General features: G+C 45.0%; 15 protein-coding genes. 1 reads left to right on the top strand and 14 read right to left on the bottom strand.

All coding sequences use genetic code 11. The features are described 5' to 3' along the window. Positions 1–10: 10 nt before the first annotated feature. The 7 genes from infB to NHH16_RS02280 form a co-directional block, all read right to left on the bottom strand. On the bottom strand, positions 11–2,740 hold the full coding sequence (infB, locus tag NHH16_RS02310; RefSeq protein ID WP_262067983.1) for a translation initiation factor IF-2: 2,730 nt from the start codon (positions 2,738–2,740) through the stop codon (positions 11–13). Between the two features lie 15 nt (positions 2,741–2,755). Then, entirely contained in the window at positions 2,756–3,067 is a 312-nt protein-coding gene (locus tag NHH16_RS02305; RefSeq protein ID WP_262067982.1) for a L7Ae/L30e/S12e/Gadd45 family ribosomal protein, read from the bottom strand. Next, entirely contained in the window at positions 3,054–3,326 is a 273-nt protein-coding gene (gene rnpM, locus NHH16_RS02300) for an RNase P modulator RnpM (RefSeq protein ID WP_262067981.1), read from the bottom strand. Before rnpM ends, NHH16_RS02305 begins: the two co-directional genes overlap by 14 nt. Further along, complete coding sequence (gene nusA, locus NHH16_RS02295; protein ID WP_262067980.1) at positions 3,319–4,491, bottom strand: transcription termination factor NusA; 1,173 nt, start codon at positions 4,489–4,491, stop codon at positions 3,319–3,321. The genes rnpM and nusA overlap by 8 nt, the downstream gene beginning before the upstream one ends. A gap of 23 nt (positions 4,492–4,514) precedes the next feature. After that, a complete protein-coding gene (rimP, locus tag NHH16_RS02290) occupies positions 4,515–4,982 on the bottom strand; it encodes a ribosome maturation factor RimP (protein WP_262067979.1) in 468 nt (155 codons plus the stop codon). 132 nt (positions 4,983–5,114) lie between these two features. Further along, on the bottom strand, positions 5,115–7,355 hold the full coding sequence (locus NHH16_RS02285; RefSeq protein WP_262067978.1) for a DNA gyrase/topoisomerase IV subunit A: 2,241 nt from the start codon (positions 7,353–7,355) through the stop codon (positions 5,115–5,117). A 12-nt stretch (positions 7,356–7,367) separates the two neighbouring features. After that, positions 7,368–9,290, bottom strand: coding sequence for a DNA gyrase/topoisomerase IV subunit B (locus NHH16_RS02280; protein ID WP_262067977.1), 1,923 nt, complete (start codon positions 9,288–9,290; stop codon positions 7,368–7,370). A 212-nt stretch (positions 9,291–9,502) separates the two neighbouring features. Here NHH16_RS02280 and rpsT point away from each other — a divergent pair, with 212 nt between their 5' ends. After that, the gene (gene rpsT / locus NHH16_RS02275; RefSeq protein ID WP_262067976.1) at positions 9,503–9,769 is read left to right on the top strand and encodes a 30S ribosomal protein S20; all 267 of its coding nucleotides are present in this window, start codon (positions 9,503–9,505) and stop codon (positions 9,767–9,769) included. 71 nt (positions 9,770–9,840) lie between these two features. Here the strand turns inward: rpsT and NHH16_RS02270 are convergent, their stop codons facing one another. From NHH16_RS02270 to NHH16_RS02240, 7 genes are all read right to left on the bottom strand, one after another. Next, positions 9,841–10,482 (bottom strand): orotate phosphoribosyltransferase, encoded by a 642-nt coding sequence (locus NHH16_RS02270; RefSeq protein ID WP_262067975.1) that lies wholly within the window; start codon positions 10,480–10,482, stop codon positions 9,841–9,843. A gap of 94 nt (positions 10,483–10,576) precedes the next feature. Beyond that, positions 10,577–11,596 carry a ketol-acid reductoisomerase gene (gene ilvC / locus NHH16_RS02265; protein ID WP_262067974.1) on the bottom strand — a complete coding sequence of 340 codons (1,020 nt, stop codon included), beginning with the start codon at positions 11,594–11,596 and terminating at the stop codon, positions 10,577–10,579. A gap of 12 nt (positions 11,597–11,608) precedes the next feature. Beyond that, complete coding sequence (ilvN, locus tag NHH16_RS02260; RefSeq protein WP_262067973.1) at positions 11,609–12,115, bottom strand: acetolactate synthase small subunit; 507 nt, start codon at positions 12,113–12,115, stop codon at positions 11,609–11,611. A gap of 94 nt (positions 12,116–12,209) precedes the next feature. Further along, complete coding sequence (locus NHH16_RS02255; protein WP_262067972.1) at positions 12,210–12,791, bottom strand: helix-turn-helix domain-containing protein; 582 nt, start codon at positions 12,789–12,791, stop codon at positions 12,210–12,212. A 16-nt stretch (positions 12,792–12,807) separates the two neighbouring features. Then, positions 12,808–13,521, bottom strand: a complete 714-nt coding sequence (locus NHH16_RS02250) for a DUF554 domain-containing protein (RefSeq protein ID WP_262068219.1) — start codon at positions 13,519–13,521, stop codon at positions 12,808–12,810. An 11-nt stretch (positions 13,522–13,532) separates the two neighbouring features. Beyond that, the gene (locus tag NHH16_RS02245) at positions 13,533–14,054 is read right to left on the bottom strand and encodes a cysteine hydrolase family protein (protein ID WP_262067971.1); all 522 of its coding nucleotides are present in this window, start codon (positions 14,052–14,054) and stop codon (positions 13,533–13,535) included. Between the two features lie 75 nt (positions 14,055–14,129). Beyond that, complete coding sequence (locus NHH16_RS02240; protein WP_262067970.1) at positions 14,130–15,518, bottom strand: TrpB-like pyridoxal phosphate-dependent enzyme; 1,389 nt, start codon at positions 15,516–15,518, stop codon at positions 14,130–14,132. Positions 15,519–15,715 lie beyond the last annotated feature (197 nt).

Here is a 15,715-nt window from a genome sequence, read left to right as displayed (position 1 = left end):
CACCTACTTATTATCTAGGTACTTCCACCATTTTATATGCTTCTACTTGATCTTCTTCTTTCACATCGTTAAACCCTTCAAAGACAAGACCGCACTCATAGCCAGCCCGTACTTCCTTCACATCGTCCTTAAAGCGTTTCAGAGACGCTAGCTTACCTTCAAAAATCAACTCGCCCTCACGGGTAACCCGTACAGAGCAACCCCGTTCGAACGTACCGTCTAGCACATAGCCACCAGCAATTGTTCCCACGCCTGAAGCCTTAAAGGTCTGACGCACCTCTGCGTGACCTAAAACGGCCTCTTCAAAGACAGGGTCTAACATGCCCTTCATAGCTGCTTCTACGTCTTCAATCGCACTATAGATAACTCTATACAGGCGAAGATCAACGCCTTCTCTCTCGGCGCTTTCTTTAGCCGAAGCATCCGGACGGACGTTAAAGCCGATAATAATCGCATTGGAAGCCGAGGCTAGGCTGACATCGGATTCGTTGATCGCACCCACACCACCGTGAATGATTTTTACTACCACTTCGTCATTTGATAATTTTAATAAGCTTTGTTTAATCGCTTCCACGGAGCCTTGGACGTCTGCTTTAACGACGATACCAAGCTCTTTCAAGTTACCTTCTTTAATCTGCTCAAAGAGAGCGTCTAGAGACACCTTCGTCTTCGTATCATCCAGTAGTCGCTCTTTTCCTTGTGAGATGAAAGTAGCCGCAAAGTTCTTCGCTTCCTTATCATTTGCACAACCAACAAATACTTCACCAGCATTCGGCACATCACCTAGTCCGAGAATCTCTACAGGCATTGATGGTCCTGCTTCTTTCACGCGGCGTCCCAAATCATCCATCATCGCTCTCACCTTACCAGAAGATGCACCGGCAGCTATACTATCGCCTACTCTTAGTGTTCCCTTTTGTACTAGGACGGTTGCCACCGGTCCTTTTCCTTTATCTAATTCAGCTTCGATAACGAGACCACGAGCCCGTCTATTAGGATTCGCTTTTAATTCTAAGACTTCTGCTGTTAGCAGAAGCATCTCCATCAACTCGTCGATACCTTCTCCTGATTTTGCCGATACAGGTACAAAGACGGTACTACCGCCCCAATCTTCCGGAATCAATTCATACTCTGCTAGCTCTTGTTTTACTTTATCGATATTGGCACTTGGCTTATCCATTTTGTTAACGGCAACTACGATTTCTACCTTCGCCGCTTTCGCATGGTTAATTGCCTCCACGGTCTGAGGCATTACCCCATCATCAGCCGCAACTACCAGAATGGCAATATCCGTTGAAGAGGCCCCTCGCATCCGCATGGCGGTAAAGGCTTCATGTCCTGGCGTATCAAGGAAAGTAATTTTTTCCCCCTTTACATCCACAACGTAAGCACCGATATGCTGAGTAATACCACCGGCTTCGCGGTCAATTACATGGGTATTACGAATGGCATCAAGAAGGGACGTCTTACCGTGGTCAACGTGACCCATAACACAAACAACCGGTGGGCGTTTGACCATCTTGCTTTCGTCTTCTTCCTCTTCTTTTAGAAGTTCTTCGATTACATCGACTACGACTTCTTTCTCACATAGAACATCGAACTCTAACGCGATCTCTTCGGCGGTAGCATAGTCGATTTCCTGATTCACAGTCACCACTTTCCCTTGCAGGAATAATTTCTTCACGATTACTGAAGGAACGATCTTCATCTTTTCTGCTAAAGCCTTAATCGTCAAGATTTCAGGAATGGTGATTGACTTGATTTCCTCTTCTGGTTTTACTTCTTTTGCCTTTGGCTTTTCAATTACCGGCGCCACAGCATCTTTGCCCTTGCCTTTGCCTTTCTTGCCATCAGCAAAGCGATTATCGTTCTTACGGAAATCATCTTTTCCTTTGCCTTTGCCCTTATTTACTTTTTTATTATCAACAATTGGTGCAGCTACTGGTGCACTTCCTGCCTTATCTCGGCGTTCACCTGGTCGATTGCCGCCGCCTGGACGATTCATGGCTTGACCGCTACCGCTAGTACCCCGCTGGTTATACGGTCTCTGATTGCCGCCACCTGGACGTGACTGACCTTGGCCCTGAGGACGTGACTGACCTTGCCCCTGAGGACGCGACTGACCTTGGCCCTGGGGACGAGCTTGGCCTTGCCCCTGAGGACGTGCTTGACCTTGGCCCTGAGGACGCGACTGACCTTGCCCCTGAGGACGCGACTGACCTTGCCCCTGAGGACGTGACTGACCTTGCCCCTGAGGACGTGCTTGACCCTGGCCCTGAGGACGTGACTGGTTAGTGCTACCTTGGGCAACCGACTTCGTTTGCTCGCTAGCTCCCGTGGGTGCCGCTTTCGCCGGTGCTGGTTGCTTACTTGGACGTCCATTATCAGCCTGTACCGGGCGAGCACCAGGACGCATTCCCGAATGGGCACTGCCGCCTTGTGGCCTTGTCCCGCCTTGACGTCTCTGACCGCTTTGATTTCCAGTGTTTTGCGGTCTAAAGACGTGAACGATATTCTTCTTTTTAGGGACTTCTTCCTTCGCCGGTTCTGCCTTTGGTGCTTCTGCCTTCGGTGCTTCTGCCTGCTTACCGAATTTATTGCGAACGGCCCCTGCCGCGTCGTCTTCAATGCTGCTCATGTGGCTCTTCACCTCGATTTTCCTATCAGCAAGGTAATCCATAATATCCTTACTCTTCACATCTAGTTCTTTTGCTAATTCATGTATTTTAATTTTCGACATATAACTCTCCTTTATTTAGTTTTTTAGTCCCGCCTGCGACCTGATGCTTTTAGCAAAGCCCTCATCGATGATAGCTAAGCTTGCCCGCATTTCCTTACCGATTGCTCGGCCAAGGGACTCTTTATCACCGAATTCGATCATCTCTACATGGCGATATTCGCTCATGTTACGAAACATCTTCTTCGTGTTTTCTGAAGCATCGCTAGCAACAATCACCAGCTTCGCTTTTCCGGATTTTATCTCTTTTTCTGTCATAAACTCACCGCTTACGACTTTACCCGCCTTCATCGCCAACCCGAGAAGGGATAGTACTTTATTTGGTACCAAGATTTTCCATCTCCTTTTTTAGCTCCTCGTAGACAGCCTCAGGAATCGGCGCTTTAAACGAGCGTTCTAAGCCTTTGCTTCTGATCGCCTGATTTAGACAATCGCTATTTGCACAAAGGTACGCACCGCGACCATTCTTCTTGCCCGTCGCGTCTAACGCATATCCGAGCTCTTCGTTTTTCACAACGCGAATCAGCTCCTTTTTCGGCTTCAATTCCTTACAGCCAACACAGAGCCGCATGGGGATTTTTTTACTCATCTTCTGCTGCTACCTCATCAAATACAATTTCTTCACTATCTTCGTCGTAACCTTCGCCTTCTTCATCGTAATACTCTTCTTCAAACACACCTTCTGAATAGTTCATATAGTCTGCTGGAAGCTCTCCTGATTCAATCGCTTGGGTTTCGTTCTTAATATCAATCTTAAAGCCTGTTAATCTAGCGGCCAGACGAGCGTTCTGCCCTTCCTTGCCAATCGCCAGTGACAACTGATAATCCGGGACGATGATGCTAGCGGTCTTCTCATCCGGATCGGCGGCAACGGAAATCACCTTAGCCGGAGAAAGGGCGTTTTCAATCAAGATTGCCGGGTTGTCCGACCAGTTGATAATATCGATCTTTTCGCCTCGCAGTGCTTCCACAATGGTATTTACCCGAGAGCCGTTAACACCGACGCAAGCGCCCACTGGATCCACATCAGGATCGTTTGACCAAACGGCGATCTTCGTCCGGCTACCTGCCTCTCTGGCAATGCTTTTAATCTCCACAACCCCGTCTTTTACTTCGGTCACTTCGGCTTCAAATAAGCGCTTTACTAGCTCTGGATGGGTTCTCGACACGATAATCTTCGGACCCTTCGTCGTATTCTTCACTTCCACTACGTATAGCTTGATCCGCTCTGTGGGCTCAAAGTGTTCGCCTTTTACCTGCTCACTTTCGGTTAACAAGGCATCGGCTTTACCTAAGTTGATGGAGTAGTTATTGCCAACTTTTCGCTGAACCACGCCGGTTACAATATCTTTCTCTTTCTCAAAGTACTGATCGTACACAACTTTTCGTTCTTCCTCGCGGATTTTCTGCAAGATTAGGTTCTTTGCGTTCTGAGTGGCGATTCTACCAAAAGACTTTGATTCAATCGGCACTTGACAGATATCGCCAAGGTTTAGGTTCTTATCGATTTTCTGAGCATCCTCTACACTGATTTGCTCTAACTCGTCTTCCACCTGCTCCACTACTTCTTTTTTGGCAAACACTTTGTAGTCAAAGGTTTCGCGGTTCATCACCACTTCCACGTTATCGGCTTTTCCAAAGTGATTTTTACAGGCGTTAATTAAAGAATTCTCAATCGCATCAAGCAGTGTCTCTTTGCTAATATCCTTTTCCTTCTCTAAAATGTTTAACGCTTCTAATAGCTCTGTGTTCATTTTTTCTATTCTCCTCCTGTTATTTAAAAATGAAAGGCCAAACGGATTAAGGAAATATCCTTTTTCTCAAAAGTGACTTCCTGACCCTCTTCATCGGTTATCGTTACTGTATTTTCATCATAGGCTCCGAGAATTCCGAAGAATTCTTTTTCGCCGTCAATCTGCTTATACGTATGTATTTCTATTTCTTTACCTAGACTGCGCTTAAAGTCCTTCTCTTTCTTTAAAGGGCGCCCCAGTCCGGGAGAACTCACCTCAAGAATATACGCATCGCCAATGTAATCGTCCTCATCGAGAATCTCTGAAAGGGCTCTACTTACTAGCTCACAATCATTGATGGTAATCCCACCTTCTTTGTCCACGTACGCTCGTAGGTAAAAGGTTCCACCTTCTTTAACGTACTCTACGTCTACCAATTCAAAACCTGCTTCTTTTACAATCGGTAGCAGTAAGGACTCTGTCTTTTGTTCAATCATTTCTTTCTTTGACATCTTCGTCTCCTTACACTATTCAGTTTTTCACGTAAATCTCATGAAAAAAGTGGACCTAAGGCCCACTTTTTTGCAACGTTTCTATGTAACTATAGGAAAGTATAGCACGATTCCTTAGTAAAAGCAAGGCTTTTACCCCCTCTGCTTAACCCCTTGAGTATCTCTGTTTCCAAGCTTTAGACGGTTCAGGCTTACTTCTTTGCCCTTATATCGTCCTTTCGTCTCCTGACCTTCTTTAGTCAAATAGACTTTATCCACAAAATCCTTGGCGCCTAGCTTAATTCCGCGGATGCCCACAGCGCCTTTCTTCTTCTCACTGACTTGTTCCGCCGGGAACTTAAGGAAATAGCCTTCCTTTGTCTGAAGAACCACGTGATCAATCGGCGTCAAAATGCCTACATACTTCAGCTGATCTTTCGCGTTTAGCTTTGTCGCGGCAATGGTCCGTTTGGCCACCAAAAATTCCGTTCCGCTAACCTGCTTAATCATGCCGCCTTCGGTAACAAATAAGAACTTACCGATTCGTAGCTGATTCTCATCGCACATATAGACGATTTTCTCTTCGCTACTGCTATAATTGCTAACGTTATCTATCGGTACACCCTTATCTCTAAATTTGCCAAAGGGCAAGTCTAAGACTTTTACCTGATGCATTTTCCCTGTATTAGTAAAGAAGCAAATCTTCCCGATATTCATACAGTAGATAACGTACTTATTTTCCTTATCGGCAGCTTCCTTGTTACGCTCATACGTGCCCACATCCACCACCTTGGAATAACCGAAGCGATCCATTAAGAAGACCACTTCCTGTTCTTCGATCTTGGTTTCTTCAAAGACCACTTCTTCCGCATTCTCAATCGCCGTACGCCTCGGTCTTGCATACGTTTTCTTAAGCTCTTTTAATTCACCGATAATAACCTTGGCCATAGAGTCGTAGTTATTTAAAATATCTTCGTAAAGAGCAATGTTCTTTAGGGTATTCTCATGCTCTTCTAAGAGCACCTCTAACTCTAGACCAATCAGCTTGGCTAAGCGCATATCGAGAATCGCCCCTGCTTGCCGGTCGGTAAAGCGTAGCATGGCTGCCATCTTCTTCGAGATACTGGACTTAAAGGTGATATTCTCCGTTACCCCTGCCGTCATACAAGCCTTTGCATCTTTTAGGTCCTTAGAACCTCTAAGAATCTCGATAATTAGATCGATTACATCGTAAGCTTTGATCAAACCTTCCTGAATCTCTTTCCGATCTTTTTCTTTAGCTAATAAGGTATTATATTTACGGGTCGCCACATCAAACTGAAAATCCACATGGTGTTCGATAATCTGCTTTAAACTTAGGACTTCCGGCCGCTTATCCACTACCGCTAGCATATTGACACCAAAGGTATCCTCTAAGCGCGTCTTCTTGTAGAGCATATTTTTCAGATTCTGGACATCCGCTCCTCTTTTTAGCTCGAAGACAATCCGGATGCCATCCTTAGACGATTGGTTAGATATATCTACAATATCCGTCGTTTTCTTAGAATCGATAAGATTTCCCACATCGTTTAAAAACTTACCGATACCAGCGCCAATCATGGTATAAGGAATTTCGGTTACTACCAATTGCTTCTTGCCACCCTTTAGCTCTTCCACCTCGACCTTGCCGCGAATCTTTACCTTGCCGGAACCCGTTTCATAGATTTGCAAAAGTTCATCCTCATTCACCACAATGCCACCAGTGGGGAAATCCGGGCCCTTTAGATAAGACAAAAGCTTCCGATCGGTAATGTTTTCATTTTTCATATAGGCGATTACGGCATCCACCACCTCGCCCAAGTTATGAGTAGGGATACTAGTAGCCATGCCGACAGCAATACCTTCTGCCCCGTTTACCAGGAGATTTGGCAAGCGTACCGGTAACACCTCTGGTTCTTTCTCCGTCTCGTCGAAGTTGGGAACGAAGTCCACCACGTCCTTATCTAAATCGCTCAAAAATATTTCTTGAGAAACGCGAGCAAGACGGGCCTCTGTATAACGCATAGCCGCTGCGCCATCGCCTTCAATAGAACCAAAATTGCCGTGGCCATCCACTAAGGTAATCCCTTTTTTAAATTCTTGCGCCATCACTACTAACGACTCATAGATTGAGCTATCGCCGTGTGGATGGTATTTACCCATGGTATCACCGACGATACGGGCGCACTTCCTATAAGGCTTATCGAACCGAATCCCCAGTTCGTGCATATCGTATAAGGTCCTTCTTTGCACCGGCTTAAGACCATCCCTAACATCAGGAATAGCCCGCGCCACAATTACGCTCATAGCGTAGTCAATATAGGACTTCTTCATAACCTCCGAATATTCGGTACGAATGATTTGTGTGTCTTTCATATAGCGTCTCTCCTAAACATCCAGTTCTGCTTCCTTCGCATTCTCATAAATAAAGCTACGTCTGGGCGGCACTTCCGAACCCATCAGCATCTCGGTCACCCCTGTTGCCATTCTAGCATCTTCTATCTCTACTAGTTTAAGAAGACGGGTCTCTGGATTCAGGGTTGTCTCCCAGAGCTGGTCAGCGTCCATCTCACCTAACCCTTTATACCGCTGCAAGGTAAAAGCACCTTTTTGCCTTTCTCGGTATTTTGCCAAGGCTTGATCGTCGTATAAATACTCCTCCTCACCTTTACTCGGCATAGCCTTGTAAAGAGGTGGCATCGCAATATACACGTGTCCCTGGAAGATAAGTTCTGGCATAAAACGATAGAATAACGTCAATAAAAGCGTCGAAATATGCGCCCCATCCACGTCCGCATCCGCCATCACAATAATCTTGTCATAGCGCAGTTTTTCAATATCAAAATCATTGCCATAGCCTTCGGAAAAGCCACAGCCAAAAGCATTTATCATCGACTTTATCTCAGCGTTAGCTAGCACCTTATCGATACTGGCCTTTTCCACGTTAAGGATTTTACCACGAATTGGCAAGATTGCTTGAAAATCACGATTTCTAGCCGTTTTGGCTGAACCGCCTGCCGAATCTCCCTCGACGATAAATATCTCACACTTTTTCGGGTCTCTGCTTTCACAGTTCGCTAGCTTCCCGTTGCTATCAAAAGAAAAGCGCTGCTTCGTAAGCAAATTGGTCTTGGCTCGCTCCTCGGTTTTTCTAATCTTCGCGGCTTTTTCCGCACAGCTTAAAATCTTCTTCAGGATCTCCACATTGCGGTCAAAGTATAGCGTGATTTCATCACTAGTCACCTTACTCGTCGCTTTTGCGGCATCCGGATTATCTAGCTTCGTCTTCGTCTGACCTTCAAACCTAGGATCGGGATGCTTAATCGAGACAATTGCCGTCATCCCGTTACGGATATCGGCACCGGTAAAGTTGGCATCCTTTTCTTTAAGAATGCCTAATTCCTTCGCATATTGATTCATAATCGTCGTGAAGGTTGTCTTAAATCCCGTTAAATGGGTCCCGCCTTCTGCGTTGTAGATATTGTTACAGAAGCCTAAGATGTTCTCGTGGAACTCGTTCACATACTGGAACGCCACTTCCACCTCAATCCCCTCTTCTGTCCCCTTATAGTAGATTGGTTCGTGAATCGCTTCTTTTTTCTTATTTAAGTCCTTAATAAAACCAAGGATTCCCTTCGGCTCGTGATAGACGATATGTTCCTTTTCTTCCCCTCGTAAATCCTCAAAGATAATGGTTAATTTCGGATTCAAATACGCGGTTTCATGAAGGCGGCTCTTCACATCCTCTGCCCGAAACTTCGTCTTCTCGAAAATCGTATCATCTGGCAGAAAATTAACCTTCGTTCCCGTCTTTTTCGTCTTTCCCAGAGTGGGCAACAAGCCACCTTCTAAGGCTATCGTCGGTTCACCCCGCTCATAGCGATCATGGTAAATATATCCGTTTTTGCTAACCTCAATGTCTAGATAAGCCGATAAAGCATTGACTACCGAAGACCCCACTCCATGCAAGCCCCCGCTGGTCTTATACGCTTCGTTATCAAACTTACCACCGGCATGCAAGGTGGTAAAGACAATTCGCTCTGCACTAATGCCCTTGGCGTGCATCTCTACCGGAATTCCTCGGCCATCATCCACGATTGTTGCCGAACCATCCGCCTCTAACGTAACCTTGATTTCATCGCAAAACCCTGCTAGATGCTCATCTACCGCATTATCCACGATTTCATAGATTAAATGATTAAGACCCTTCGTTGAAACACTCCCGATATACATCCCCGGTCGTTTCCTAACCGCTTCTAGTCCTTCTAATATCGTGATGCTCGATGCATCATATGTCCCCTTGTTTGCCATCTGCGCCTGTTCCTTTCGTCATTTTCGTTCTAATTCTAGCACAAAATATAGGCCTTATCAACGAAATTCTCCCTCTATGTAGTACTTCCGGAAAAATCCCTTGACAGAGCCGCCGCGGTTTCTTATAATGAATGAGTATGTTTATCGGTGACTCCCGTGTCTGTCAACCTTAAACACTTAAAATGATAATTAATAATATGGAGGTGGATCAGTTGGCTAATATCAAATCCGCAAAGAAAAGAATTTTAGTAAATGAAACGAAAGCTGCAAGAAACAAAGCGATCAAATCAAAAGTAAAGACCGCGGTTAAGAAAGTAGAAGCTGCCGTAGCAGAGAAAAATGTAGATGCTGCTAAAGAAGCTCTTAAAGTAGCTATTGTCGAAGCGACAAAAGCACAGAGCAAAGGCGTTTATCACAAAAACACGGTTGCTAGAAAAGTTTCTCGCTTAACAAAAGCTGTTAACGGGATTGCAGAATAATTATAAAGATTAAAGGAACTACCATCCCCGTCAGATGGTAGTTCCTTTTTATATAAGAGAGGTGTGTCCTCCTATAGCATGGAGTAACCGAAGCTATTTACCATTGCGTCTAGCTTCTGCCCTTTGGCACACAAGGAGCACTCGCCTGCGCTATAAGACTGATAATCAGCCACTTCTTTTTGGCTAAAGATGCTGTGAACAGGCAGTCCTGCCACTTTATTAACAGCGCTAAAGACTGCACACACACCGCTCACCCGTCCTTTAAAATAGATGACCGCACTAATCGCTCTTAGCATACTCTCACCGGTGGTAATACTACCTGAGAGAATGAGCACATCCTTCCCTTCGATCATACGCTTGGTATTATCTCTAAAGATCATCTGTCCTCTATTGATCACCTCTGGCGTAACGACCGAGATATTCTCTCCGCCGTTCATATTACCTATCCCATTGGCTGAGAGCATCTCTGCCATAAAGGCGCCTATTAGCTCCGTCCCATCCACGCAGACAATCGTATCCACCTTGGTACTAAGGGAGTAAAACTCCACCAGGACTTTCGCTGTCTCTCTGGCGTTATTCATCCGGCACGTAACCGTGGAGATATCAATGTAGGTGTTGACATGTGCATGTTCACTAGCAAAATGCCCTTTCATAATCTTGATTCTTGATTTTGGATTTCTTGGAGAACGCAAATCTTGAAGTTTAAATTCCATATTCTGTACCTCCTTCACCTCTTTTTTCTATTTTACCAAGATTTAGACAAAAAGAAAAGCTTCTCTCTACTGAAAGAAGCTTTTCAAAACGTATCTAGTTGTTGATTAATTTATCTTTGTCACTCCAGCTATATAGGCTACGAATTTCTTTACCTACCTTCTCTACTTCATGCTCTGCCGCAATTTTGCGCATTGCTCTAAAGTGAGCCTGACCGCCTGCTGGCGACATATCTAACAAGAATTCTTTAGCGAAAGAACCGTCTTGAATGTCTGTTAAAACTTTCTTCATCGCCTTCTTAGTATCTTCGGTAATCACCTTTGGTCCAGTGATATAATCGCCGTACTCAGCAGTGTTAGAAATGGAATAACGCATACCTTCAAAACCTGATTCGTAGATAAGATCCACAATTAGCTTCATTTCATGAACACATTCAAAGTAAGCGTTACGTGCATCATAACCGGCTTCTGTCAAAGTTTCAAATCCTGCTTGCATAAGCGCACATACGCCACCGCATAGAACCGCTTGCTCACCGAAAAGGTCGGTTTCGGTCTCGGTTCTAAAAGTTGTCTCTAAGACACCGGCTCTCGCGCCGCCAACACCAGCTGCATAAGCTAAGGCTTTGTCTAACGCTTTTCCTGTAAAATCTTGTTCAATAGCTACAAGACAAGGTGTTCCCTTACCGGCAACGTATTCACTTCTAACGGTATGTCCCGGTGCTTTCGGAGCGATCATCGCAACGTCTACATTGGCTGGTGGTACGATTTGGCCAAAGTGAATGGCAAAGCCGTGAGCAAACATCAGCATATTCCCCTCTTCTAAGTTTGGCTCAATCGATTCTTTGTACATCTTGGCTTGGCTTTCATCATTGATAAGAATCATGATGATATCCGCTTTCTTTGCCGCTTCGGCAGCTGTATATACGGTTAGCCCCTGCGCCTCTGCTTTCGCCCATGACTTGCTGCCTTCATACAATCCGATAATCACATTGGCACCAGACTCTTTTAAGTTAAGCGCATGAGCGTGACCTTGGCTTCCGTAGCCGATAATCGCAATTGTCTTTCCCTCTAATAATGCTAAGTTACAATCTTCTTGATAAAAAATTCTTGCTGACATAAGTAATCTCCTTTATTCGTTATATTCGCTGAACGCGATACCCTCAGTTCCTCGGGAAAGCCCCGTAATCCCCGTTCTGGCGATTTCGAGAATCTCATACCCCTTCGCTAAGCGCAGAAATCCATCAAGTTTTGACTGGGTTCCCGTTAGCTCAACAATCAACGACTCTTCTTCCACATCGACAATCTTCGCTCGGAAAATCTCGGTTAGAGAAATCATCTCCGCTCTTTGGGCCGCATTAGCAGCTACCTTAACGAGAATCAACTCTCGGTTAACCGCTTTCTCTGGCTCTAGCACGTGAATACTGATAACATCCTCAAGCTTACGAACCTGCTTTTCGATTTGCTCAAGAATAAGTTCATCCCCTGAGGCCACAATCGTAATCCGTGTATACTTTGGATCCGTGGAAGCCCCTGCCGTAATCGAATCAATGCTATACCCTCTTCTACTGAAGAGTCCGGAAATTCTACTTAACACTCCCGGATTGTTGTCTACTAATAGCGAATAAGCTCTTTTCATATTTTTACCTCTACTTTAAATTGTCTTTGGATAAAAACAGAGTGCGTTCTGTTTTTTAATCTTATCAAGATTATATCCTTGTGTCAACTGCTTTTTAATATCTCCGACAAAATAGTCCGTGACGGTTACAATACCCATAAATAATGCCGTGTCCTCGTAAATGAAAGCGCTTTTCTGGCGCCTGTTCAGGATACAGCTTGAAAAATTCCAGTCTGTCTTCGGTAAGGGCGGCTAAAAAGGATAAATAATGCTCCTTGGTCATTGGGTGCTCTACGCGGACGAGATAGTCATCCTCGATTCGCTCCGTTATGATTTCATGACCGAGAATCGCCTCGCCCTCTTCAGGAAAAAGCTCGATGCCACAGCAGGTAACGCTAATTTCGCCCAATGAATGAATCACATTGCCACACACCGGGCAAACATAAAATTTTAATTTCTTCATATTGCCGGCTATATTTTCATTTTTAATCACCACTCCGGTAAGTAGCACAGACACTCCTATTTGCAAGGCCTTCGCTAAGTCTTCCAGTACCCCGATATCCGGGTAACCTCTTCCTGTCTCCCACTTAGAGACCGCCTTATCGCTCACGGAAATCTTCTCCGCTAACTCTCTTTGGGTAAGCCCAGCCCTCTCTCGCAAACTTCTAATCGTCTCTGCCGTTACGTATTTATCCATAATCTCCTCTTATCTTCTAGAAAAACATCGCATAAAGAATCGCTACCACAATCGCTGGCAACATCCCGGCAATCTTTAACTTAAGACCGGGTATCTCCAGTAGATTTATCCCGATACAAAAAATAAGCATATTACCCACAATCGCGATATTCGTCAGCATACCAGCTGTCAAAACAGGCTCAATAACCTTTGCCAAGCAGGTAATACTGCCCTGAATAATCACTAGAGGAATCACCGAAAATAACGTTCCCACCCCAAAGGTCGAAGCGAGAATTAAAAGCAGCACCCCATCAAGAATCGCTTTCGTATAAAGCATAGTCGGGTCTTGATTAATGCCGTCGTTAATGGCACCTACCACCGCCATGGCACCGATACAAATCGTTACCGAAGCCGTTAAAAACCCTTCTGAAAAGCCGGTGTCTCCGCTTTTGGCAAATCTATTTTTTAGAGCTTCTGAAATCTTTTCTAAGCCCTCTTCAATTCTGAGAACATTACCCAGTAAGGCGCCCACCACCAAAGAGATAACCGCCATCATGCTCCCGCTAAAAGTCGCTTCTTGACCTTTAATAGAGAGCATCCCCTCTAAGGTTCCTGAAAGACCGATGAAAAGTACACATACACCTAAGGCTTGCATAATGGTTTTCTGCAAGCCTTCTCGTAGTCCCTTTTTCAAAACCAAACCTAGCGCCCCACCGCCAAGTACTGCTAATGCATTCACTAGCGTTCCCATTCCTGCCACGCTTATAGTCCCTCAATCTCGATTTGACACATTTTCATCGCCTCTAAAGCGTTCTCGTGACTACACTTACTGACCCCAGCACAGCAAGATGCATCTACCGTGATCGGCAGTTCCGGTAAAAAGCTACGAATTACTAACGCGTTAGAAATTACACAAATATCCGTGCAAACACCGATTAATGTTACACTCTCAATTTTCTCAGCTTCATTCATCTCTACCAGTTTCTCAGCTAAAAAACGACTTCCAAACGTAGGCTTATCAATCGGTTCTTCTTTCACATACTCTTTTAATCTACTATTAATTTCCCAGCCTTTTGTTCCTTTTAGACAGTGGCACACCGGCAAACTCATCCCCTCACGAGAGTCTAGATACGTCTTCTCATGAGTATCTCTCGTGAAAAGGACTGTCCCTTTAAAATTCTTTATCTTCTCTTCTACATTCGGCAAAATGGCCTGCGCCTCTTTCGTCCCGAGACTTCCATCAATAAAATCATTTTGCATATCGATGACAACTAAAACATCCATAATCCATACCCCTTTCGTTGTAGCACAAAAGCCACTACCCTAATTCTAGAGTAATGGCTTTTACTTGTCAAATGATTATAATTTCGGATTGTTATAACCGATAATACCGTCGAAACTTGCCTGTAACTCCTCATCTGTAGGAACGTAATCGCTCATTTCGCCGTTGTGGAACTTCTCGTAGGCTTTCATATCAAAGTAACCCGTTCCCGTCAAACCAAAGAGAATCGTCTTCTCCTCGCCGGTCTCTTTACACTTAAGTGCTTCATCGATAGCTCCCTTAATTGCGTGTGCGCTCTCCGGTGCCGGCAGTGTACCTTCTACTCTAGCGAATAACTCAGCCGCCTCAAATACCTCTGTTTGCCCTACTGATCTGGCTTCGATTAACTTATCCTCAAAGAGCTGCGACAAGACACTGTTCATACCGTGGTAGCGGAGACCACCCGCGTGGTTTGGTGAAGGCATAAAACCGCTTCCTAGAGTATACATCTTCGATAACGGACACACCTTTCCCGTATCGCAGAAATCATAAGCGTAAACGCCTCTCGTTATGGAAGGACAAGAAGACGGTTCAATAGCAATAAACTGATAGTCTTTCTCCCCTTTTAACTTTTCTCTAATAAAAGGAGCCATCAAACCACCTAAGTTTGAGCCACCACCGGCACAACCGATAATCACATCTGGACTGATTCCGTATTTATCCATCGCTGCCTTTGCTTCAAGACCGATAACCGACTGGTGTAACAGCACCTGATTAAGCACACTTCCTAAGACGTAGCGATATCCGTCTTTACCTAAGGCCACTTCCACCGCCTCCGAAATTGCACAACCAAGACTGCCACCAGTACCTGGATGCTCTGCTAAAATCTTTCTACCCACTTCTGTAAATTCAGAAGGCGAAGGTGTAACTTGCGCACCATACGTCCGCATAACCTCCCGGCGGAACGGCTTTTGTTCATAGGAAACCTTTACCATATATACCTGGCAATCTAGATCAAAGTAGGAACACGCCATCGAAAGTGCCGTTCCCCATTGTCCGGCTCCCGTCTCCGTAGTCACACCTTTAAGCCCTTGTTTCTTCGCATAATACGCCTGAGCGATAGCCGAGTTAAGCTTATGGCTACCACTGGTATTATTACCCTCAAATTTGTAATAAATCTTCGCCGGTGTCTTTAATTTTTCCTCTAAGAAATAGGCACGCACTAAAGGTGCGGGACGATACATTTTATAAAACGCGATAATCTCCTCTGGAATATCAAAAAACGCGGTCTGATCATCGATTTCTTGCTTTACTAACTCTTCACAGAAGACAACGCTAAGCTCCTCCTGAGTCATAGGCTTTAAAGTCGCTGGGTTTAGTAGCGGCGCTGGCTTATTCTTCATATCCGCCCGAATGTTGTACCACTGCTTTGGCAGTTCACTCTCTTCTAAATAAATTTTGTAAGGTACTTCATTGTTCTTTTTCATTATACGTACTTCCTTTCGTAAAGTGAGGTCTGGCAAGGAATTTTGGGTAATAAAAAAACTCTCATCCTTGCTTAAACTGATGCAGGGACAAGAGTATTACACTCCTGCGGTGCCACCCGGCTTGATGTCTCCATCCACTCTTAAACGACAACCTCCAAAGTCCATTCACGACGACGTTCCCGCTGCACTCTCACCAC

Origin of the sequence: Ohessyouella blattaphilus (genome assembly GCF_024721265.1) — a bacterium.
GTDB classification, from domain to species: Bacteria; Bacillota; Clostridia; order Lachnospirales; family Lachnospiraceae; genus Aequitasia; species Aequitasia blattaphilus_A.
This window is presented reverse-complemented; position numbering and strand designations above follow the sequence as displayed.

Bases quoted from the DNA above. Each gene is read 5' to 3' on its own strand.
- rnpM (WP_262067981.1), bottom strand. From the start codon at position 3,326: ATGAGTAAAAAAATCCCCATGCGGCTCTGTGTTGGCTGTAAGGAATTG.
- NHH16_RS02270 (WP_262067975.1), bottom strand. From the start codon at position 10,482: ATGGAATTTAAACTTCAAGATTTGCGTTCTCCAAGAAATCCAAAATCA.
- ilvN (WP_262067973.1), bottom strand. From the start codon at position 12,115: ATGAAAAGAGCTTATTCGCTATTAGTAGACAACAATCCGGGAGTGTTA.
- NHH16_RS02250 (WP_262068219.1), bottom strand. From the start codon at position 13,521: ATGGGAACGCTAGTGAATGCATTAGCAGTACTTGGCGGTGGGGCGCTA.
- rimP (WP_262067979.1), bottom strand. From the start codon at position 4,982: ATGTCAAAGAAAGAAATGATTGAACAAAAGACAGAGTCCTTACTGCTA.
- nusA (WP_262067980.1), bottom strand. From the start codon at position 4,491: ATGAACACAGAGCTATTAGAAGCGTTAAACATTTTAGAGAAGGAAAAG.
- infB (WP_262067983.1), bottom strand. From the start codon at position 2,740: ATGTCGAAAATTAAAATACATGAATTAGCAAAAGAACTAGATGTGAAG.
- NHH16_RS02280 (WP_262067977.1), bottom strand. From the start codon at position 9,290: ATGGCAAACAAGGGGACATATGATGCATCGAGCATCACGATATTAGAA.
- NHH16_RS02240 (WP_262067970.1), bottom strand. From the start codon at position 15,518: ATGAAAAAGAACAATGAAGTACCTTACAAAATTTATTTAGAAGAGAGT.
- ilvC (WP_262067974.1), bottom strand. From the start codon at position 11,596: ATGTCAGCAAGAATTTTTTATCAAGAAGATTGTAACTTAGCATTATTA.
- NHH16_RS02255 (WP_262067972.1), bottom strand. From the start codon at position 12,791: ATGGATAAATACGTAACGGCAGAGACGATTAGAAGTTTGCGAGAGAGG.
- NHH16_RS02245 (WP_262067971.1), bottom strand. From the start codon at position 14,054: ATGGATGTTTTAGTTGTCATCGATATGCAAAATGATTTTATTGATGGA.
- NHH16_RS02285 (WP_262067978.1), bottom strand. From the start codon at position 7,355: ATGAAAGACACACAAATCATTCGTACCGAATATTCGGAGGTTATGAAG.